This is a genomic window from Janthinobacterium darwini (assembly GCF_051380905.1).
Taxonomy (GTDB): Bacteria; Pseudomonadota; Gammaproteobacteria; order Burkholderiales; family Burkholderiaceae_D; genus Janthinobacterium.
This window is the reverse complement of sequence record NZ_JBNYXX010000002.1, coordinates 463,446-484,497: the sequence shown is the minus strand read 5'-3', so window position 1 is coordinate 484,497 and position 21,052 is coordinate 463,446. Positions and strand designations below refer to the sequence as shown.

General features: G+C 47.8%; 21 protein-coding genes, 1 tRNA gene and 1 pseudogene. 11 read left to right on the top strand and 12 right to left on the bottom strand.

What is annotated here, in order from left to right; genetic code table 11:
* Positions 1–16 precede the first annotated feature (16 nt).
* On the bottom strand, positions 17–739 hold the full coding sequence (locus tag ACQ4WZ_RS17670) for a hypothetical protein (RefSeq protein ID WP_436574107.1): 723 nt from the start codon (positions 737–739) through the stop codon (positions 17–19).
* Between the two features lie 156 nt (positions 740–895).
* Here ACQ4WZ_RS17670 and ACQ4WZ_RS17665 point away from each other — a divergent pair, with 156 nt between their 5' ends.
* The 3 genes from ACQ4WZ_RS17665 (at position 896) to ACQ4WZ_RS17655 (ending at position 3,905) form a co-directional block, all read left to right on the top strand.
* Positions 896–1,684, top strand: a complete 789-nt coding sequence (locus tag ACQ4WZ_RS17665; RefSeq protein ID WP_436574106.1) for a hypothetical protein — start codon at positions 896–898, stop codon at positions 1,682–1,684.
* Between the two features lie 455 nt (positions 1,685–2,139).
* Positions 2,140–3,279, top strand: a complete 1,140-nt coding sequence (locus ACQ4WZ_RS17660) for a tyrosine-type recombinase/integrase (protein ID WP_436574105.1) — start codon at positions 2,140–2,142, stop codon at positions 3,277–3,279.
* A 230-nt stretch (positions 3,280–3,509) separates the two neighbouring features.
* A complete protein-coding gene (locus ACQ4WZ_RS17655; RefSeq protein ID WP_436574104.1) occupies positions 3,510–3,905 on the top strand; it encodes a hypothetical protein in 396 nt (131 codons plus the stop codon).
* Positions 3,906–4,000: 95 nt separating this feature from the next.
* On the opposite strand, the gene ACQ4WZ_RS17650 is transcribed toward ACQ4WZ_RS17655, so the two are convergent.
* Positions 4,001–4,291: a hypothetical protein gene (locus ACQ4WZ_RS17650; RefSeq protein WP_436574103.1), complete on the bottom strand. Its 291-nt coding sequence runs from the start codon at positions 4,289–4,291 to the stop codon at positions 4,001–4,003.
* 443 nt (positions 4,292–4,734) lie between these two features.
* A complete protein-coding gene (locus ACQ4WZ_RS17645) occupies positions 4,735–5,079 on the bottom strand; it encodes a hypothetical protein (protein WP_436574102.1) in 345 nt (114 codons plus the stop codon).
* Between the two features lie 150 nt (positions 5,080–5,229).
* On the opposite strand from ACQ4WZ_RS17645, the gene ACQ4WZ_RS17640 reads away from it, so the two are divergent.
* The 4 genes from ACQ4WZ_RS17640 to ACQ4WZ_RS17625 all read left to right on the top strand — a co-directional run bounded on the left by ACQ4WZ_RS17640 (position 5,230) and on the right by ACQ4WZ_RS17625 (position 7,605).
* On the top strand, positions 5,230–5,670 hold the full coding sequence (locus ACQ4WZ_RS17640; protein WP_436574101.1) for a hypothetical protein: 441 nt from the start codon (positions 5,230–5,232) through the stop codon (positions 5,668–5,670).
* A 6-nt stretch (positions 5,671–5,676) separates the two neighbouring features.
* Positions 5,677–6,015, top strand: coding sequence for a hypothetical protein (locus tag ACQ4WZ_RS17635; protein ID WP_436574100.1), 339 nt, complete (start codon positions 5,677–5,679; stop codon positions 6,013–6,015).
* Between the two features lie 6 nt (positions 6,016–6,021).
* Entirely contained in the window at positions 6,022–6,420 is a 399-nt protein-coding gene (locus ACQ4WZ_RS17630; RefSeq protein WP_436574099.1) for a hypothetical protein, read from the top strand.
* Positions 6,421–6,849: 429 nt separating this feature from the next.
* Complete coding sequence (locus ACQ4WZ_RS17625; RefSeq protein ID WP_436574098.1) at positions 6,850–7,605, top strand: LEM-3-like GIY-YIG domain-containing protein; 756 nt, start codon at positions 6,850–6,852, stop codon at positions 7,603–7,605.
* A gap of 161 nt (positions 7,606–7,766) precedes the next feature.
* On the opposite strand, the gene ACQ4WZ_RS17620 is transcribed toward ACQ4WZ_RS17625, so the two are convergent.
* The 5 genes from ACQ4WZ_RS17620 to ACQ4WZ_RS17600 all read right to left on the bottom strand — a co-directional run bounded on the left by ACQ4WZ_RS17620 (position 7,767) and on the right by ACQ4WZ_RS17600 (position 11,691).
* Positions 7,767–8,054, bottom strand: a complete 288-nt coding sequence (locus ACQ4WZ_RS17620; RefSeq protein WP_436574097.1) for an H-NS histone family protein — start codon at positions 8,052–8,054, stop codon at positions 7,767–7,769.
* Positions 8,055–8,131: 77 nt separating this feature from the next.
* The gene (locus ACQ4WZ_RS17615) at positions 8,132–8,389 is read right to left on the bottom strand and encodes a hypothetical protein (RefSeq protein WP_436574096.1); all 258 of its coding nucleotides are present in this window, start codon (positions 8,387–8,389) and stop codon (positions 8,132–8,134) included.
* Positions 8,361–9,608 (bottom strand): HNH endonuclease, encoded by a 1,248-nt coding sequence (locus ACQ4WZ_RS17610; RefSeq protein WP_436574095.1) that lies wholly within the window; start codon positions 9,606–9,608, stop codon positions 8,361–8,363. Before ACQ4WZ_RS17610 ends, ACQ4WZ_RS17615 begins: the two co-directional genes overlap by 29 nt.
* A 74-nt stretch (positions 9,609–9,682) precedes the next feature.
* Positions 9,683–10,669, bottom strand: coding sequence for a DNA cytosine methyltransferase (locus ACQ4WZ_RS17605; RefSeq protein ID WP_436574094.1), 987 nt, complete (start codon positions 10,667–10,669; stop codon positions 9,683–9,685).
* 2 nt (positions 10,670–10,671) lie between these two features.
* Positions 10,672–11,691, bottom strand: coding sequence for a DNA cytosine methyltransferase (locus tag ACQ4WZ_RS17600; protein ID WP_436574093.1), 1,020 nt, complete (start codon positions 11,689–11,691; stop codon positions 10,672–10,674).
* Positions 11,692–12,070: 379 nt separating this feature from the next.
* Between ACQ4WZ_RS17600 and ACQ4WZ_RS17595 the strand changes: the two genes are divergently transcribed.
* Positions 12,071–12,144, top strand: a tRNA-Gly gene (locus tag ACQ4WZ_RS17595).
* 98 nt (positions 12,145–12,242) lie between these two features.
* Entirely contained in the window at positions 12,243–13,949 is a 1,707-nt protein-coding gene (locus tag ACQ4WZ_RS17590; protein ID WP_436574092.1) for a hypothetical protein, read from the top strand.
* Positions 13,950–13,992: 43 nt separating this feature from the next.
* Here the strand turns inward: ACQ4WZ_RS17590 and ACQ4WZ_RS17585 are convergent, their stop codons facing one another.
* Positions 13,993–14,613, bottom strand: a complete 621-nt coding sequence (locus tag ACQ4WZ_RS17585) for a tyrosine-type recombinase/integrase (protein WP_436574091.1) — start codon at positions 14,611–14,613, stop codon at positions 13,993–13,995.
* A gap of 26 nt (positions 14,614–14,639) precedes the next feature.
* Here ACQ4WZ_RS17585 and ACQ4WZ_RS17580 point away from each other — a divergent pair.
* Positions 14,640–14,832: pseudogene (locus ACQ4WZ_RS17580) on the top strand (phage portal protein); the annotation flags it as partial.
* Between the two features lie 777 nt (positions 14,833–15,609).
* Here ACQ4WZ_RS17580 and ACQ4WZ_RS17575 read toward each other — a convergent pair.
* The 3 genes from ACQ4WZ_RS17575 to ACQ4WZ_RS17565 are packed head-to-tail and all read right to left on the bottom strand — an operon-like array spanning position 15,610 to position 17,638.
* On the bottom strand, positions 15,610–16,227 hold the full coding sequence (locus ACQ4WZ_RS17575) for a hypothetical protein (protein WP_436574090.1): 618 nt from the start codon (positions 16,225–16,227) through the stop codon (positions 15,610–15,612).
* Positions 16,228–16,239: 12 nt separating this feature from the next.
* Positions 16,240–16,800 (bottom strand): hypothetical protein, encoded by a 561-nt coding sequence (locus ACQ4WZ_RS17570; RefSeq protein WP_436574089.1) that lies wholly within the window; start codon positions 16,798–16,800, stop codon positions 16,240–16,242.
* A gap of 7 nt (positions 16,801–16,807) precedes the next feature.
* On the bottom strand, positions 16,808–17,638 hold the full coding sequence (locus ACQ4WZ_RS17565) for a TIGR04255 family protein (protein ID WP_436574088.1): 831 nt from the start codon (positions 17,636–17,638) through the stop codon (positions 16,808–16,810).
* Between the two features lie 1,331 nt (positions 17,639–18,969).
* On the opposite strand from ACQ4WZ_RS17565, the gene ACQ4WZ_RS17560 reads away from it, so the two are divergent.
* Positions 18,970–21,003 carry an ankyrin repeat domain-containing protein gene (locus tag ACQ4WZ_RS17560; RefSeq protein WP_436574087.1) on the top strand — a complete coding sequence of 678 codons (2,034 nt, stop codon included), beginning with the start codon at positions 18,970–18,972 and terminating at the stop codon, positions 21,001–21,003.
* Positions 21,004–21,052: the final 49 nt, after the last annotated feature.

Here is a 21,052-nt window from a genome sequence, read left to right as displayed (position 1 = left end):
TTACTGACTAATTAGGCTAAGGCGCGCTAATGACAGTTTCTTCCTGGATCAAATTTTTAATGCGTAGCGTAATTTCTGGCACACGAAGCAGCAAATTTTCCATTGCTTGATGCAGCTGATCAGCTGACAGAGTTTTGTCAGTATTGAAGGCTTTGAGTTCTTTTTTAATCCAATGTTTATATTGATCGCAGATGGTCAAGCTAATGTCGTAGATAATATTTGCGATATTTTTCAGGCACGTAGCGAACGGTTCATTTACACAAGCGATTCCACCTTTTGTTTCTGTCGAGTCGCCATATTGGTCGATCACAATCAAGCCAGTTTTGTGATTGCGAAGTGGATTCTCGTCACTTTTAATATCATCACTGAGCCAATCTGGAATGAACGTTACTTGCAGATCCTTAATAAAGGTGATCATGCTCATTTTTTCGTTGATCACTTGCTTAAAATTGACGCGCATAATTCCATCAAATTTAATAAATTTTTCACCCAGACCATCTTCAATCGCTTTTTTTACTGCGTAACGAAAGTTTGTTGCAATCGTGACGAGATCTTCTTGAGTGCGCTTATCCCCAATAACGTGCTTGAAGGCTGGGACAGGTAAAACACTCAACAATTCTTGATTGTCCATGGCGAGGTAATATGGAACATTTGTAGGCATCATTTTGCGTTTTGTTTTTGACTTCACTGGTAATTGTTCAATGAGTGAAAGTTGATTAAATACGTATTCTTTTTGCATGCATCTTCCTAGTGGTTAAATAATCAAGACATCGGAGGTTCCCGTTTGCAAAGCATCCCAGGGCCTTCTTGTGTTCGCAGCAGCATTTGCCACGACCTCTATGATGAGGTGCCTTCTGTGGTATAACCACTGTCATTGAAATTGGAGATAATTAAAGTGTTAGGAAAATTGTTCAATAATGTTGATCGAGAACTCAACGAGGGCGAGTCGCCTTACCTTTTTGGCTACCCGGACGATGATTGCCCCGAGGCTAGCCCGTACTATTGGTGGTTCCAGTACCTGAAGCGGAATAACGACTACCTTGCGTGTTGTGAGCGCGGTGGTGAAGGTGAGCACGCTGAGCTATATCTTGATTGGGGAGATGTACGCACCGATGATTTCGATGAGTGGTTCTTTATGCATGGAGACATCCTGTTTCGCGAGCCGCATGTTCCAGATAAATTGACCGAGATCCAGAGCGCATCCGAGTTGGATGGAATTGACTGGAGTGCTGTTATGGTCGTCGTCAATCCGATTCGCATAGGTAGCAAAGTGCTATCGAAGCGAGATATCAAGCGTCATTTTTCGATGATGGTCGATGCGAAATTTGCAACAAAGAAGGCGGGGAGACCTGCTTATGAAAGTGGTGCAAAATATCGAATTGTTGGTTATCCGAAACTGAAGGCACTGAAGGAAATGCTTCACGTCTATGACCTCCATAAGGCCGAGCCGAAGTTGACACTTTGGAGAATTGGTGAGCGTTTACTTAAGGAAGGAAAACTGACAATTGCGAAAAAAGCCGTCACCGATCCTTCTTTGCCGCAGTCGTTTGGGGAAAACGCGCGCAATGTAATGGCCGCTACTATTAGCCGGCATTTGAAAAAAGCTGGAGCATATATTGAGAGTTCCACTGGTCGATTTTTTCCAGTGAAACCAGCCGATGGCGTGTTTAGCAGGCGGCTTTGAGACGTGGGCTTCCGGCCCGAGGGGGACTTGAATAGGTCAGTATATCGATAGGCTCACAGCCGTGACTAGCCATATCTTGTCTCAATAAGTTGTGTAAATGGCATTAAGTCGAATAAGAAGCTGTCTGTGGGCTTACAAAAATTTCCAGCAACTCTATGATGTAATTTTATAACTGAGTACACGCGTTTCTGCGCAGTTTTGGCGGGTATTAATTTTTAGCCTCGCCATTGTGTTACATAGTCTGTAGGTGTCTACATATAAGGTCGCGAGTTGTAACACCATACAAGGCCTTTTGTAGGGTTGCATTTATTAAAATACTATATTTTAATTTGTCTATATTAGGTGTTGTCTGCCTAATACATCCTTTTAATTTATAAGGGTGAAATGCCTCCGTTGAGCTGTTCGTATAAATAGCTGATGATGTAGTTGTTTATATTAATTCAGCGGAGAGTATTTTGGGATTACACAAGAGAGAAAACAGTAGTAATTGGTATTACGCATTTCAAGCACAGAATAAGAAATATGTGGGCAGCACAGGTACGGCAAATAAAACCAAGGCCTTGCAGGTAGAACGTGAAATGCGCAACAAGATACACAGCGAGGCCTATCTTGGTGAAGCTGAGGAAATCTCGCTGCGTGATGCCGTGAGCAAGTACCTGGAGCCACGCAAGCAGTATTCTTACTATCGAGGCATGGAATCGATCTCGCGCAAGATGTTCGGCAGCAAACGCGATCCGAAAACCAAGAATGAAAATCCATGCTACGGTCTTCCAGCGACCCTGTTTTTGCATGAGATCCAGACCAAGCACATCGAGCGCTTGGTAGCGAAGCGGAAGGCTGAAGGTGACAAGCCTGCGACCATCAAGCATGAGATCGGCCTTATTAGCTCGACGCTGCGCGAGATGCAACGGCTGGGGTACAAGACCAATCGCGACGTGGTGTTTCCGCAGCTGAAAACCTCGTATCGCCTGCGGTATCTAGATTCCAACGATGAAGCTGCATTGCTGCGTGAACTCGATCCGAACACCGTGAGAAGCGGCGTTAAAACGCTTGAAGCACGCACGCCGGAGATGCAGCGCAATATTCAAGATAATTATGATCTCGTGATCATGCTACTTGATACTGGCTGTCGATATTCCGAGGCCGCGAACCTGCCGTGGACGGCTGTTAATTTGGACGCCGGAACGCTGAACATCTATCGTAGCAAGGTCAACAATGAAGATGTGCTGTTCATGACGGATCGGTTGCGCGAAGTGGTGCTGCGTCGTCAGGCAGATCGTCGGCCAGATGCCCGCTACCTCTTTGAAAACAAGTTAGGCACAGCACGCGGCTATGCGGCGCAGGCGATCAAGAAGGCGATGGATCGCGCAGGAATGAACGATCCTGATGTGGTGAAGGAGAAGGGTGGCAAGGTCACGATGCATACACTGCGACATTCCTATGCCAGCAAGCTGGTAAGGAACGGCGTCAGCCTGTTTGAAGTATCTGTTCTGCTGGGTCACAGCGATCCGAAAATGACGCAACGCTACGCTCACCTTGCACCAAACGACGCCAGCAGGAAGGCCGTGGGCATCATCAATGCGCTGCAAGGCTAGATGAGTCAGCGCGGCAGGATTCATCAATTTCTGCTGTGTTGCTTTTTCGCATATACACCGCATATTTGCAGGCATGAACGCCGGAAACACGACCGTCAATTCTTTGCAATTCAGGGCTAATCAGCAGGCAATGACTGTACGGGGTTAAAACGTTTTTAGCCGCGTGACGATGCTTTGCCCGTCAGTTTTTTTCCTGATAAATACCTCACCAACTTACGCAGGATCGGCCTATGCCACAATTTTTACAGAACATCGACCAGATCGGTCGTGCCCAGCAACGTGATGTGCTGGGCTTAGAATTTTCCGGATTTCAAGGTCACTATGCAGCAAACCCCATGCGTGAAAAGATCCTCGTGTGGCTTGAGCACAAAGGCATCGCATACATGGAATGCGGAGGCTACACCAGTGAGATGCGGATGGAGTCGTATCGAGGGCAGATTTACATCGACTTGCCATACGATGTACAGGATCCGGCTTACTTGGAGTTGGAATCGTACCTGGAAGATGCCGATGGCACGATGCGTTGGGAGGGCGTGAGTTTCACCCTTTACACGCTGCCTTATTGCATGAAAAATGCCCACCATGATGCGCCCGGCTTTTGGGACAAATGGGCAGAGGGGTTTTAATATAGTAAAAGACGTTATCACTACTGTGATCGATGATAACGTCTTTTATGGTAATACTGAATGCAAGCTATTTGAATGTGCGTTTTAATTAAAATTTATGGAACGGGAAGCTTGTCGCGATAAATGACGGCGATAACTGCGCAGGTGAAAAATACCGTCCACCATAAGAGATCCGGCATATCTCCGATAGTAACTGCAATAACTATTAAAACTGGTATGTACAGCATGAATGTTTGGAAGACCCACTGAACCATAAAATTAATAAATGGCTTCATTTCAGATACGTCTGCACCATGATCGGCGAAATATTCGGTAAGATTCGAGCGGCAATGTGGGCAAATTTCAGCGATCATTGAAATTTCGCCGCGACAGTGTGGACATTTCATAGTTGATTCCCTGAGATTATTAATACGAAAATTCTGGTAGATTTTTCTACTGCGCTATAACGGGTTTTCGATCTGTCGTGACGACCACGTTTGAGCAATCGAGTACTTGTATGCGTGCGCCAGTATGCAAAGGTCCTGCTGACCAGTTTTCGTATAGATCACCATCGCAGCGATACTTAAACTTGGTTCCTGTAAATCGCAAGTCAGGCAGTGGGCCACAGCGATCACAGGGAACCTCTACGTACTGAGGACTTACTTCGATTACTTCTACGAACCGAAGACGCGACTGCTGGGCCGTGCTGGTGGACATCGTCAGTGACAAAGCGAGTAACGCAAATCTGACGCGCATGTGCAGGTATCCTTTTTGGTCAAGATGGCAGGTCGTCGCCTGTATGCGCAATGCTCATCAATAGCCTGGCTGACAAGGCGGCTGTGAGTCGAATTTACTTTTTTCCTAGCGCTGCATTGCAGTTCGGGCACTCGTATGTCTTCACTGAGCCTGTCGTGAAGATAGCGACGCCGAGGCCGACGATTGCGTGCAGCCACCACGGCAGAATTGACGCACCCTTCATTGACAGAACGATGTCGATAAATACCAAGATGGCGAGAGCAATAACGAGGTAAGTCAAAGATTTTTTTGATGAGACACGATCTGTTTTCTGCGCCACGCCCATCATGCCTACATAGCCGCATTCCAAGCACGTCAATTGCTCATGCTCACTGTACTTGGCTAAGTTCGCCCGGACATGCTCCGGCAGCACTGTCATTCCCTGATTATTCTGATTCATGTGGTCTCACTTCCGCCGTGAAGATAGGTATTGAATTGCTGGAATTGGACGGCAGCGATGCCGATGAGAACATTTTATAGTAACTATACGTTATTGCACAACGTCAATATTTCTACATAGTTACTATGGTAGTCGGTAGCGTGCTACCACATGCAAAACACCAACGAAAACCTTCGCTTAGAGTTCAGCGAACGGCTGCAAAAAGAGTTCACCCGTGCTGGCTTACCTATCTCCAGTCCCACAGAGATTGCCAGGCAATTTAGTGAGCTTTATCCCGAGAACAAGATTGCCGCGCAAACGGTGCGCAAGTGGCTCCTGGCCGATGCAATACCTACACAGGCGAAGTTGATGAGTCTGGCGGAATGGCTAGAGGTGTCAGCTGAGTGGCTGCGTTTTGGAACAGGCAAGCGCCGAGCTGCGAAGGCCAGCAGCAAATCTGCGGAAAGTGAAGTGGGGGTTGTGGTGGTCGGCAAGAATCAAGCGGCGATTGTGCCTGTGGTCGAGCTTCTTGCGAAACTGTCGCCGAAGAACATTCGCATGGTAGAGAGCATTGTGCGCTGCATTCTCACTAGCCAGGAAAATGGCTCGTAGAGTGGAATGACCTTATCTGTTTGGCCAGCAGATCAATTAGCTACAGGTTGCGTTGAGGTTTTCGGCGCACGCATTGACGGTGTCAGCACCATCAATGACCGAAAGCCCTGCATGACCAACAAAAAGCCCAGTGCTAGCAAAAGTATGCCGGCACGCCAACCCACGAAGCTAGACGCTGCCACGCTCAGCAATATGGCCCACCAGCCGCAATCGTCAGGCGTTGTGCCACATGATGATGCACTTCAGCGTATCGCCGATATGCTCGCGAAGCTATCCCCCTCGAACGTGGACCTGGTCACTAACATCATCCATTTGATTTTTGAGCAGCAGACACCTGAAAAATAAGGTCTTATGTTAGAACTGCCGGGGTTGCTAATGCAGCCCCGGCTGTCCACCGTTCTGCTATCATCGTTGGCACTTTTATCCTCATATCAACACGACAAGCAGACGAATTCTATGATCGAATTACAGTACCCCGGTTTGGCATTTGATGAGCAAGAACTAATCGACTTCATCAAAGCGTCCGGTAAGAAGTTTCTGGTGCAAGGCCAGAGAAACAAGACTTTAGAAAACCATACTAAACTCAATTCGCTCGACGTGTGGTTGCGTAAGCGTTTCCCGAAAAAACAGGATACGAAACTCGCTGACAATTATGTGATCGATGCACTGCTTAAGACAGGAAAGTTCACTGCAACGAATGATATCTGCCCGGACAGTGGGCGCTTATGTAAGTCGATTCGCCTCGCGTGAACTGATCGTAGACATTTAGAGAGCTATCACAGACCACGGCTTTAGAACGACTAGAAACGTTTCTAAGGCGTGGAGTGAGATAGAGATGCATCGACGCGCCGAATCGAAATGAAATCGTTTCTAGGCGTCTTAAAATCGATTTCTAGCAAGGTCAAGATCAAGATCAAGATCAAGATTATCCTGACATAATAGTTAGTCAAGCACCCTAAAAAATAAAATATGGTGCCTCAAATTTGCTCTAATAGTAGGCACTTTTATAGGCATCAACTTTTGATGACTATGTTCGCCTATCTGCCGCCCACACCTATTTTTGTAGGGTTCTGAAAACAGTACTGATAAAATTCAGTCGTATAAAGCATAGTATATTCAACTATGGTCGGCGTAAAAAATCGAAACACCATTCGCACTATATTTGATTTAGGAGTTTTTATGTTTCATCAGGATGCCTGGCCAATTCTCGGACATTATGTATATGCGTTGTTCGATCCAAACAAACCGAATCAGCCGTTTTACGTCGGTAAGGGTGTTGGAAATCGGGTTTTCGCACACGCTCGTGGTCAGTTGACACGACTTGAATCAGATGAATTTATGTCAGCCAAACAGGAAGTTATCTTGCAGATACTTAAGGCTGGCAAAGAGGTGATTCTTAAAATTGTTCGCTACGGCATGTCACATGAGGAAGCGATCAAAGTTGAAGCCTCTCTTATCGATATGATCAATCATATCGAACCTGGAACATTGAAAAATGAAATATCAGGTCATGGAGTGGCTGAGGGTATTATTGACGCTCGCGACTTAAAGTCGGCATTGAGTGCACCAAAGCTGGATAATCTTGAGGAACTTCCATTACTAATTATTAAGATTGAGCGTAAGTGGAGCGACCTGCTAGAGCTGAACAATAATAGTCCGATTTCCATTAATCGTTCTGATATTTTTAATGCCGTTAAGGGTAATTGGGTCGTAAGCGTTCGGCGAGCCAAGGAAGCTGCATGTGTACTGGCTGTGGCACGTGGTATTGTGCGCGGCGTATTTGTACCGTCTGACTGGGAGACGGTCAGCCATAACAATCGAAAGCAAATGATAGGGGAGCTGGATGCGGCTGAGTATCAACATTTTGTTGGTAAATCAGTCGCACACTTTTTTACAAACGGCAGTCAGAATCCGATCAAATATATATATTGCTAATTTAAATATATGATGGCGCTAGCTACTTTATATGTTTGCGAGAAACAGGGTATGCTACTCGCCAGACGCTTTTCTATTAGGTAAGTGGCCGTTGAATAAAGGGTTAGGATACTACGGCATCTTTTGCCGCAGCATCTAACGATTCTTGTGAACGTGCGTAATTACTTGATCAAATACTGATTCTTATCCTTACCTTCCAACCACCTTGGCGGACGGCCACGACCTGTCCAGGTCTCGCCAGTAGCATCATCGCGATACTTCACTGGGACGGGGCTATGAGCCTTGACAGACTTCGTTTTGGTTTCCCTGAGGTCGTCGATGCTCAGACCATATTCCTTCATGATGCCGGCGATTTGTGCTTTTGCACCTGAGAGTTCATTCTTACGTGCAGCTTCCGCGAGCTGTTGCAGTTCTGCGATCTTCGCGGTGTATTCTTGATATGTGGTCATGGATTTCCTTACTATTACTGTGTGTGTTGTTGGACATATTTGAGCAATAAACCAAGGTTTACGCGACATCATTGGTATTAAGAAAACCATTTGCAATGGCTGCGAAGAATAGCATGCTCATCATAGCGGGAAGAGATTTTAGCACCCACAGCATCAGCAATTTCTGGCGTTTCTGGGCAGATAGGCACCGCAATTTTGTCACAACTTGAGTAATGTATATCTAATATTGGAAATATCCTGACCGCGGTGGCTTTCATGCTCGCAATCAGGGCGCTTTCATCTTTACTTGCAAATAAATATTGCGTATTAACTAATGTATGACCAACGAAGTTCAATACATTTCGCATTAATGTATTTTGGCAATATTATTTTCTTTGGGAGACCCATATAGCTTTTACTTTCAGCTGCATGCTCAGATAAATGAATCTCTCCAATACTGTTGATACGTAAATGTCCAGAATCGAAGAGGATATGCAAATCTTCCCGCAAGCATATCCCATTGCCTACGTCATCTGGACCGTCAAATTCAACTGGGACTATATGACACGCACGTAATACTACGGGTAAAGTTTCCCCAGTGAGCAAACATTTTTTTCCAGACGCACGTAGAACTTCTCTGCGGAATTTTGTCTGCCCAGGCCGCGCAGTTATACTTACCAATCGTCTCTCACGTTGCTGCATCTCTAGGTCTGCATCGTTAGATACTTCTTTGGCAATCTTTTCAAGATCATGGGAGTCAAACTTAATATCTAGCAGGTCTTTAATTACTCGTCTCGAATTCCTATCAGCAAAGAATCTCTGCTTGAAATTGACCTCGTTCGGGTTGGAAATTGATAGATAACCATGGTATTTTAAAAATAATAAAAATTCACGAGAAATCCGTTTGTCGTTAGATTTTGGCGCAAAGTCATCATAATCATCGAATATGTCGGATTCGTTTCGAAATAATATTATATGCTCAACGTGTTCTTCAATAGTAGCTTGAACGCTTGATAGCGGAATAGTAACGCGGACAAGCTCTTCATTTGTAAGATAAGCATTAGCCGAATTGCCTCTGCCCAAGTTATATATTAGATTTAATATTAGTGTCAGTGGGAAAATTTCTAACCCATTTTGAGTCCACTTTGCTGTAACATTCTCGTTTTCGATACGAATATTTGGGAGGCAAAGAGTTCGAATTGTGGCTGCTGCGAATTCGTCGCGGGTAAGATTACCATCAGCTACCTTTCGTCCAAACTCTGTTAGGTGAATACCTGGCTCTGTTCCCGCGAGAAGTCCAACTCCTGACCAGTATTGTTGTGAGTTACGCAACAAATTTCTATCATTGTCTCGCGCTAGGTTAAGACCATTAGGAAGAAATTCATTAAGGTCATCCTCTACCAATTGCAGTGACTTAAGAAAAGCTGGCGACGAGGGCGACTTGTTTTCATGAGCTCGCATCGCTCTAAGCACACCTAGATGTACTCGTGGATCATTTAAACCTTCACTTGGCGTAAAACTGGCCCAGCGCCATTTAAACTCTGGGAACGGCTTTTTTACATCTTTATATAGCATGTTGTTCCTCCGGGTGAGAGGAACAACTCTATCGCACACTAGAACAAAAAGAAAGCCTTATGGTCGAGTCATTTTTATGCGGCGATCGCGTGTTTAGTGTCGTGTTGCTTTTTTTGCCACTGATGATGCGTCTTTAACACAGCCTCGGCAATTACTTTCCCCATCATTGGAGGAACTGCATTGCCAATTTGCCTATAAACAGAAGTGTTTGACCCAATAAATTTATAATTAATGGGGAAAGTCTGAATTAATGCTACTTCTCTGACAGTTAGCCTTCGATGATTCTTTGGATGATGATGTATAACGACCCCTCCACGTTCATCCCCTCGGGCAGTTATCGTTGGAGACGGTTGGTCGGGGTCAATTAAACGATGACCAATATATCCATTAAAGCGTAATTTATACTGAGAAGCTGTATGGTTTTCAAGATTGTGGTTTTGCTCAGGTTCAGGAATATTTTTAAGAGCTTGTCCTATTGAAATCCATGGATATAAACCTTTCTCTTTGGCGCTAATTGGATTGCAATGAGTTGCCTTTGGTGGGAAATGATCGCTATCGATATCTAAATCTTTTCTTGTCCCAAACAAGAACACGCGATGCCTACTTTGAGGGATTCCATAATCTGCAGTATTAAAAAGCTTGAATTTTACGTTGTAACCTGCGTCACTAAAATCTTGCAAAATTCTTTCGAATATTTTCCCTTCGCCTAAGCTGAGAATTCCTCTAACGTTTTCAGCAATGAAAAAGAGGGGGCGCTTATCAGAAAGAACACGAACAAATTCCAAATAAAGCTTATTGCGCGAATCTTCAGTATGGCGCTTTGTATTTGCAAGGGAAAATCCTTGGCAAGGAAAACCTCCAATTATTATGTCAACATCTGGGATGGATGAAGATGGAATATTTTCTATGGACTCAGTTGTGATATGTGGGCCGATATTTATTTTGTAGGTTTCTGCTGCTTCGAGAAAAATATCGTTTGCCCAGACAATATCGAAGCCAGCTTCTTTGAAACCGAAATCTAAACCACCAGCACCAGAAAATAATGAAGCTACTTTTAACATAATTAACCTATCCGCTCAAATCCTTGAGCTACACATTTAGCAAGTAAAACTGGAACAGCGTTTCCTACTTGCCTATACATAGAGTTTGTTTTTCCAACGAATTCGAAATCTATTGGAAAAGTTTGAATGATTGCAGATTCACGGACGGACATACGTCTGTGGTTGTTGGGGTGTTGAATCGCACAAACTCCTCCTCCTGCATTTCCTCTAGCTAGAATTGTTGGAGATGGCTTATTAGGATCTGTTGTACGATGCCCCGTGAAATTTCTATTTGTGATTTTATAGTTGCTGCAAATATGATTCAATAAATTAGAAGGTTCATCAGGCTCCGGAATATTTTTTAAGGCTTCAGCAACGGTTACCCAGGGCTTCAGACCAGTCTTTTCAGGAAACCTCGAATGGGTCGGCTCTGGAAAAGTATAGCGATATGTTTCAGTGAGATCTTTTCTAATACCTATTACAAAGAGCCTGATGCGAGTCTGTGGCACGCCATAGTCCGCAGCATTTAAAACCTTGTATTGAGTCTCGTATCCAGCTTCGTCTAATGCAAGAAGGATTTTCTCAAAAGCAGCTCCTCCATGGAGGGAAAGCATTCCACGGACATTTTCTATAACAAAGAATTTTGGAAGTTTTGAGAGTAAAATTCGAACAAACTGAGCATATAGATCATTTCGAGAATCGTTGTCAATCTTATTTACATTTGCATTGCTGAAGCCTTGGCATGGCAATCCTCCTGCCAACAAATCAATTTCGGGAACTTCTGATGCGTGAATATCAGAAATATCACCACAAACTATGTGGTCCCCAATATTTTTTTTATAAGATAGAGCGGAGTCGGGCTGAAAATCGTTTGCCCAAACAACCTTGTGGCCGGCATGAATAAAGCCAAGGTCTAAGCCTCCGGTTCCTGCAAACAGTGAAGCAATACGTAAATTTGAATGAGTTTTCCACACTGCACCACTGTCATTTAAATTTTTTAAATCTTGTGGCGCTTTTATTTCGTTTTTTTCTTTTGAAACCATATTTTTTGAGCCAGACGAGCTTTTCCGAGACATCTAATTATTACCTTGAAGTTAGGGGACTATGATAACGGAGTACGTCATTTTTGACATCGAGCATCGTCACTGTTATAGTGAAATTTTACCAGTTTTTATCATTCCCTGGGCTCGCTGCAGTGCAGTCTCCATGCTTTTTTATTTTTGTCAAGGGGATCTGCAGCTGAGCTTCTGATGTCAGTGGTGTTAAAAATGCAAGCAATGATTGTATTTATTGCTACGTTCTCGTTAGACATGACGTCTCTTGCCATCACACCTCAGAGAAATCGGCCATCGCATTTTCGATCACAGCAACCATGCTGTAACGTTGCCAACAGCGGTGAAAGCCGCGTAAAATGTAGGCTTCGCGGGTGTAGCTCAATGGTAGAGTAGAAGCTTCCCAAGCTTACGACGAGGGTTCGATTCCCTTCACCCGCTCCAATGAAAAACGGTTAAAAGTTCAGATAGACCGCTCCACAAATCTAGTTCCGCTCCACAAACCTTGCTTTTCATATGATACTTAGGGCAAGGAGTGCATAATGCTGCAGATAAAAGACGGAAGGTTGTTCACTAAGGCTGTCAGTCACGAGAACACGCTACGCGGGGTGATCTACACGAATGCAGCTCTTGGAGAAGACGCAATAGATACCGCCTTTGGTCGGATAGTTCAGACGTCTGCTCTGGTCAGGTCTCCAAGCGCAGTGCTGTATGAGTTTAAGGAACGCATCGAATCGACGGCTCCCGCTCCTCAGGTGCTTCTCTCTAATTGCGGAGAGGCCTATCTCCCAGACTTTACCGTTGTTTTTGGTTTTGCCTTAAATTGCATCTGTGCTGCAGATATCGATTTCGCTAGACGCTTGACAAGTGGAGAGCGGGGGGTGGCGACCCGTGTTGCTCCAAATAAACTTGTGCGTCGGGTATTCGAAAAAGAGCTTTGGATACAGCCAGATGACGCTCAATTTCTGGTTGACTTCAGTCAGCGCTTGATCGGTTTGCATCGTAAGACCTATCTTACGGTGATGCGTGCAATTCGTACCTACATGACCGGAATGTATCGTATTTCCGATAATGTCGAAATTGCATATACGCTGTTTGTAGCGGCTGTGGAAACTCTTGCACAGGATTTCGATGGGCATGAGTCCGACTGGGATTCATATACGGAAAATAAGAGAAATGCCATCGATAGAGCCTTGGCCGAGGCGTCGTCCGATGTGCAAGAACGCGTTCGGTCGGCAATATTGTCTATAGAGCACTCAGCTCTCGGGCGCCGTTTTCGGGAGTTTGCCATAGCTCATGTTGGCCCCTCGTTTTTTCGAAGCGGCTTTAATCCAAGCGATGACCCCATCGGACGATCTGAATTGCCACAGGTCTTGTCTGCTGCCTATAGCGCACGTTCGGAGTATGTGCATCAGGCACTACAGTTGCCAAAAGCTCTTACGATTGGTAGTTCATATGCTGAAACGATGATTTTCGGCCACGAAAAGATGATGACGTTGCAAGGACTGACACGACTCATGCGCCATGTCATTATTGAGTTTGTCATGCGCCAGCCAACCATTGAGAGTGAGCCATATGACTATGTTCGCGAATCTAGTAACGTAGTTGTATTTAATTTGGCGCCTCAGTGTTGGGTTGGGCATGTTGGTGTTGATATCAGAAGTGCTGGCAAAAAGAAGCTTGAAGGCTTTCTTGAACTACTTTCATATAGCCTACTTAAGCTTCCTGGTGCCGAATTGGCGGATCTGAGGCCTCTTTTGACAGAGGTAGGTAAGACAATCTCTACCTTTAAGAGGGAGGAACGGCTTCCGTATTTAGCGCTGTACTTGATCTTTAACTCCTGTGCAACGCCTGAGATGACGATCGATACTTCGGGAACGATAGAGAGATATATCGAGGATGAACTCTCGCTGCAGCCAAGTGTTGTGAGCATGTTCATTCATGCGCTGTTTAAGGAAAAAACGCCATTTCCTATTGAGAAAGATCGTCAACTATTGGATGACTATTTTCGTTCTCGAAAATCGAAAACAGGTCTTCGTGTACACCGTCTCATGGAGTCGGCGGCCATACTATCCCTCGCTGAACGGTATAGAGTTGCGCAGGAATTTTCTTCAGCCCGAGAAATGATCGTGTTGGCCGTTGAAAACTATCCCGGGCAAGAGGGCTTACAAAGCCTTGAAAAAACTTTTGCAGACGATATCGCAATTGATTGGCACTCGGTGCTGCTACAACAAGTACCAAACCCATAGTTCTAAGCTTTGTCCGAAACATTCCTGATTATTGTCTTCAGTGTCACTTTGTGGGGGCTACAATTTTTCCTCGCCTTAAATAATGTCGCTGGGTGGTTTTCACACTATCGTGCCCCAAAAGATCGCTGGCGGCCTGGTCACCGCGATCATCCGAAGTATCGTCGGCCGCCTTTGCGCGCAGGTCGTAAAACCAAAATGCCATGATGTCCTGTGCTAGCTCGGGTACATGCTTGGAAGCTCGCTTTTTTGCCGCGTCAAAGTGTGTGCGAAGCGCTGGCGCGGTCAGGCGTTTGCCGTGAATATTGGTCAGTAGCGCGCCTGTCACGATCTTGTGCGTCGCTTTGCGCGCTCGGATACGTTCCACCAACTTGGCCAGCTCCCCAGTGATGGTGATGCGCAGCGGCTGCTTGGTTTTTTCCTGCGTAATGATCAGGTGGCCATCGATAATGTCTTGTTCAGTCATGCGCAGTGCATCAGCAGGGCGCTGACCGGTCAGGTAGGCCAGGTCCATCGCATCGCGTAGCGGCGCGCTGCCGTACATGCGCACAGCGGAGAACACTGCATCCGTAATGTAGACGGTACGCTTCGCTAGTGAGTGGCCTTGGATGCCCTCGCAAGGGTTCGGCAGGTCGGTGTAGCCCCAGCCGCGCGCATGGTTCCACATGGTGGAGAAAACCCGCTTGCAACGGTTATGAGCCGCCAGGCAACCTGGCCGGCCTGGCCAAGTCCTTCAACGCGGGCGTGCACCACAGCAGCGCCATCCACTTCAAGGCCAACGTGCTGGCGTCCACACTGATCCCCAGCAAGTATTTGTCGCGCGACGCCTTCAAGCGCACGGCCCTGGACTTCCTGACGTTTGGCGATGCCTACCTGGAAGACCGGCCCAGCCGCAGCGGCAAGGCGCTGGCGTATCAGCATGCGCTGCCGCGACGATTACGACAAGGAGCAAGCAGCCAAGGCCCGTGCCGGCCGCGCAGGATGAGCGCCACAACGCGCTAGCCCGCAGGGCGGGGCCGTGACAGTCCCGCCGCGCCAGAGCGCCCCAGCCACCGCACAAGCCGCCCACGAGGCGGCTTTTTCACGTCCCGCCGATTGATGTTGCTCTTGGGGCAAGAAAAAGGCCGGTTTCGGCCCGGCGCGCGCAGTTGTCCCCCCTCCACACCTGCCCGCTATATAGGTCTCTTTTGACTCAAATTTGCGCCATGGCCAAAAGCGCATGAGGACTGGCGCGGCGGGGCGAAGAGGCGGCATGCGATTTGACGCATTTTGACGCACTTTGAGCGGTTTTTCGTGCAGGTGGTTCGGATGGCGTGGGAGTCGCTGTTGTCGCGTGCTGGCGGGGCTGTATGACAGCCGCACGGCCCATTGCTATTCGCTGCTGGCCAGCGGCGCGGCAACCTGCGGCCCATCTGCGCCAAGATTCAGTTCCGTACTCACGAAGCGTTAAGCGTGTAGCGCCGGCTTCCAGTACACGATGGCGAGATTTTCCAGGCGGGTATTAATGTTAATAGGGGGAGCCTACCTAAGACTTACGTGGTAGCTGAAAACAGATGGTTCAGAGGTGATTTGGAGTTGTTGTAACCATCTTAAAGCAAACTGCAGCATGTTAAGAGTGCAGTGCTGTTAGCTGCCAACATCGAACTTGGGATATATCATTTAATTAGGCTGCATCCGCAAGCGCTGCTGACATTGGATCGTTATTGGCTACATCCAAACTATCCTCTAATTTTATCAAAGCTCCCTTTGCCAGGTCAAAAAGGGACGCTCTGATGGCGCGTTCGACGATTTTGTTACCAGCAACTCCCTGGCAAATATCTGCATGAGATTTATCGCTCTCATTTGCAGTGTCGTACACGAAGTAGTGTCGCCCACCCTCAGGCTCCGCAACGATCCGACGCACGTCTTCCGTAAGGAATTTAGCAAAACCCCACAATGATCGTTTGGGCCGTTCAGGATTTGTTGTATTGAAATCCGAGGCACGTTTTTTCCCAAGCTCGATTAGTTCGTCCCACTCTATGTGCTCAGCCCGATGAGTAGACATACCTTTATTTGCGCTGTCTTGAAAAGCAGTTGGCTTCAGATTTCTGCCATCGGGTTCAAGATGCGTAGGATCAACGATTTGTTGATAAAGGATCTCTCCGTCATGAACAACGCTCGGGGAAAATTCGGATGCAGTTTGATCTTCCCAATCGGCTAGTTTGTCTATCTCGATTTTCTGAAGTTCTTTGCATTTTTGCGAATTTTCACGATTAGCATCAAAAAAAATTCTACAACCCATCGCCTGCCTTACTTATGCTGCGAGTGCATGCGAGTCCGCAAGCACAGCCATGTTTTCCAATGCCCAAAGGGGTGTAACCGCTTGAATCGGTACGGCGTCTAAGATCGAGTCTTTACCTTGAGAACGAATACGTGAAAATACAGAAATGGTACGTCCAGGATCGATATTTATATCAACATAAACGTCGTTAATATCCCAATACATTCCTATCTGCCCATCGTCTGTTCTCATCAACGTAGGGAGTGGAATTCCCGCAGGTAATACCTGAATGAACTCTTTTGCCGTTGCGATATCGTCAGTTTTCGAGACTATACCTGGATCCCCCCCTGGATGTCCAGGAGTGAAAGTTTCAAGTTCAGTTATGATTTTGTCTTTAAGGGTCAAAAATGGAAGAGCCTTTAATGGCATCGCGTTTGCTACCAATATATTTGAGGGGGCCGGCCTACTTTTAATTATCATATTTGGAGTAGGCGACTTTTCTTCGATTCGTGGAGCTTCCAAAATGTTGCGGGATGTAACGGCCGCGCCAACTGCACAGTAAGCGATAAAAGAAATGGTGGTAAGTGGTTCCATGATGTCCTCAATCTGTAGTTAAACGAATTTTTTCACAGACCTGACTTGTCAAAAGCTTCCCAAGCATGATTTTGTTCGCTTTATGCAGCGAAGTAAATACCTCTAGCATTACCGACTTATTTTTAAGATGTGATTGCCATAAAGGCTCTCTTAAGGAAGCGCGATGGGATCCCACGATCTGAATAATTCGCTCACCTGCAGTGTCAAGCATATCAACATTTATGTTCTCTACACGACTGTGCGGTACCGGATCTGAATGGTTTTCTAAGTATCCATGATGAAGATGCCATAATCCAGTCTGCTCGAAAGCATTGGGAGGAATAAAGGCCTTCTCAGAGAAGACTGCTCGAAGATCTAATTCTGAAGGCGCATCTTTCCAATTGAAAACATCATTGTACTGTAGCCCAATCGTCGTAAGCGGCCTCGTCGATCCAACTTCCTCAAGCGCTATTTTTAGGTACGACTCTACATCTTTGAAGACGTCAGCCCAACGGGTGTAATCAGGGATGGCGATCATGCAATTTTTCCGCGAAATAGTCACACTTCGGGAGATCTCCCCAACGCTTGCAGGTCTTGCAAACACTATACCGCTTAGCGCTTGATTGCTAACCCGGCTCGTCTGACGCGGCTCCTGTGCCGCCGTCTGCATGTGCTCAAAATTAACCTCTAACATTTGCTGATGTTGAACATGCGATAGCCCTAAGTTTTTGTACTTAGTAGCTAGCTTATTGATAGCGATCATCGCATCAGTTTTCAGTGGTTCAGCCCACTCAACAACAAAGATAGCGTTTTGAACCGCATGATTACCAGCATAAGGGTAGAGGTTGTCGATGTTCATAGTCGTTTGTTTATTGTAATACCTGTTCGTTTTACGCGTCACACGGCCCTATTGATGTAGGTCTAACATGCGTCGTTCTCGATGTCATCGTGCAGTTGAGTTCTCTATTGTATCAGTGCCGCTATACGTACTTACTTATTCGTAATTTTTCTGTGCAATTGTGGAGGAGAGTTCAACAGCTATTTCGCTGAGTCCGGAGCAGCAATACGAGCACTTCTTGAGAGCTAAATACGACTCGCGGACGTTTTTATTCGGAGATACATCTGGAATCCGACGGGTGTTTTTTTCTCTATTTGCTGACCAAGGAGGTCTGATCGCGACGTGCTGAACTCAATCACAAATGTGCTTTTTAAGTACGCTCCCTGCGGCAAAAAAACGAGATGATTAGACCGGAAGGGGGGAGTGCGATCCCCTATCCGCGACGGTAAGCGACACTCTGTAGAGCACTTGCGGGAAGGCGTTGGAAACGTAGCCGGCCTCTACGGTAAGGAGTCGTGACTTGCACTGTCCGAGGATAAATTATGCACTGTAGGCTTGCCACTAGGCCTTAATAATTCACTCCTCAATCACAAATGCGATCGCATGGATAGTCGCTTGTGCGGCTGCTATAATACCACCTTTGCGGAGCAGAAACGGGCCGCAAGCCCGCTTGGTTGTTGAGTTCCTTGTCGAGCTTCCCAAGCTTACGACGAGGGTTCGATTCCCTTCACCCGCTCCAATGAAAAACGGCGAAAAACCTGCTTTCGCTGCTCCACAGAGCTAAACTGCTCCACAAGTCGTGTCAAACGCGTTAGTTTTCCTTGATCCAACGCCGCGCTTCCGAATGGTGTCTAGCCCTTCGCCTCGCTTCAGACTGGGCTGAGACATTCGCTTCAGTGTGACAATTCGTGACTATCTCAATTGAGCAATTTGCTATCCTCCTGGGCGGCTATCTGTTCGTTTGCTCGCAGAATTGCCCCACGCTGTTTGACCCGCCTTCCACTGCCTGGCAAACGCTGCCACGCGGTCGTATGACCCTGCATAGTCCAGCTCTTTCAGGTCCCCATGGATCTGCTGCAAAGTGCGCGCTGCCTATGGATGCAATGTTCTTTTTGGGAATAATAAATGGCAACTATGACTAGCTACTCAAAACGCCTTGATAGCCGGGCAGGTTTTTCCGACAAGAAATGACCAGGCATTTGTGTCATGTGTGGCCAATATGGCGCACTCAAGCGTAGCATTCGCACCGACGTTAGCGTCACGCCAAAACAGAAGCTTGCCCTGGCCGCTTAACCTCTACTTTTAGCGCGCTCAAAAAATGCGGGAATTACCGAGGGATATGTACAATCAAGATGCAAAATCAAACGATGCATGAAAAAATGCGAACAACGACGAAATTTCTGCTGCGTCAATTTAAAAGCCTTGTTATAGGGATTGTTACCTTGTTCATATACGCTGAAGCGCCCGCATGTGATGGTTTGGTCGGAAGCTATGCGGTGCAGGAAGGCGAGCCTGCCCGAATCTGGATCGAGCATCAGGAGCACGGTTATGTCTTGTCGACATACGATCCTGAGCAAAAAGCGTGGACTTCTTATCAGGTGTCGCTCAGGCCAATGACGCGTGAGCAGTTCAGCCAGATTCCCGTGCAAATGGATGGCGCTTCCTGCGCGCTGGCCGGTGCCGGTGTGTTTTTTGTTAAAACCTTTTCTGGCGCACAATTCTCCGGCGTGGCTGCAAGCCAGAATTTCGCCGCCCCCATGCGTACGAGCAAGACGGGCACCGTCCTGGTTTCATTGGATGGATTTGCCCCGGGAGGCATGGATTTGTACCCCGTGCGGCAGGCGATCAAGCCACCCGCACCGGCAAACAGCGAATATTGTGCCCATGGCATGCCTGCGGATATGAGCCTGGCCGCATTCCATGCACTGCCGCCCGACCTTAAGCGACACCGTCAGTCCGAGGACTTCCAGCGCGAGGTGATGTGTGGGCAGTATCTGCATGGATTGATGGCGGGGAGCGAAAATCCAACGCCCAGTCCGGCCAATGATGCCATTGCGCGCGCTGTCGTGCTGCGGCACATCCGTGTTTTGCTGGCCGCTGGATCGGTTCCGCGCACCGCCAGCGGCGAATCGGCATGGTGGGAGGCATCCCGGCGTTTCCTGGCGGGCAGCGAGCCGCCAATATCCCCGAACCAGGCCATCCCGGCCATGCGGCAAGATTATTATGCGCTTTTTGCCGAGGAGATTTTACCCCGCCTGGCCGCTAGCCGACCCGATCCGGCCGACCATGGCAATACCTGGCTGCTGGCACGGCACGCCGTCAACTTGCCTGACGATGCGGCATTGCGCACGCTCGATGTCATCAAGTCCATGCAAGTGCCGGACGAACTGGTGACATTCCACAAGTATCTGGCCGATGAGGTGCTGGGAAAAGTCCGCGTCGGCGCGCTGCCCATGCCGGTATTCGACTGGCTGACGCGGGAGGCGGGGATGGCGGCGCTCGATGCCTCCAGCGTGCTTGAGCACATGATCGTCCGTGATGATGCCGTTGGCGTGCGGCGCCTGCTGGATGCGGGCGCCAGTCCCCTCAATCGCTGGGCTGCGCCGCATGTGCTGAGTCAGTCAGCCGCGGCCACGGCGTACAAGTCCGCCTTGATCGAATACGTCCATGGCGGCAAGGGCAAGTTGCAGGCTGACGTGGCCGATGATCTGTTGCGGCGAGCGCTGGACGACTGCACTGGCAACGATGCCATCTCTCTGGCGTTCCTGCTGGGAGCTGATCCTACGCGTTTTTTCCTGCATCCGACTATTCCGAAAAATGTGCTGGCGGTCAGATTGCTGTACTGCCCCAGCGTGCTTGGCCCTCTATTGAAGGCAGGCATGCGGCTCGATCAGCGCTATGCGCTGTCGATCGCGCGCGACGGGCAAACCGACACGCCGCTGGGCGGCTACTTGAGAATGCGCGATCCGACCGGCAGTTTGTCGGCGCAGTCGGCAGACGTGGTGCGCATGCTGCTGAGCAGCCATAACAATGCCAAGGAAGTGGCAGGCAATGGCTTCGGCAACCCGCTACTGAAATATGCAATTGAGACAGGCAGCATGGAGATCGTCAAAACGATGCTCGATTTCGGCGCCGACCCGCAAGCAAAAGACGCGGAAGGCTTCCCCGCCTGGCTACGCGTCCTTGATGGCGACAAGGACGAAATTCTCCTCCAGATCATGCAAGCCAGACCCGGTCTCGACCTGAACGCATCGCCGGATGAGCGGATTAGCCCGCTGGCGTATGCCGAATGTCTGGGTGCGCCGCGCGTAGCATCGATATTGCGCCAGCGTGGCGCACTGGAAAAGGGGACGGCGCTTTGCCGGCAAGCCGGCAAGAAGACCTGATAATTGCCAAAGTTCGCATCCATCGGCGATATGCTCGGATAAAAAATAG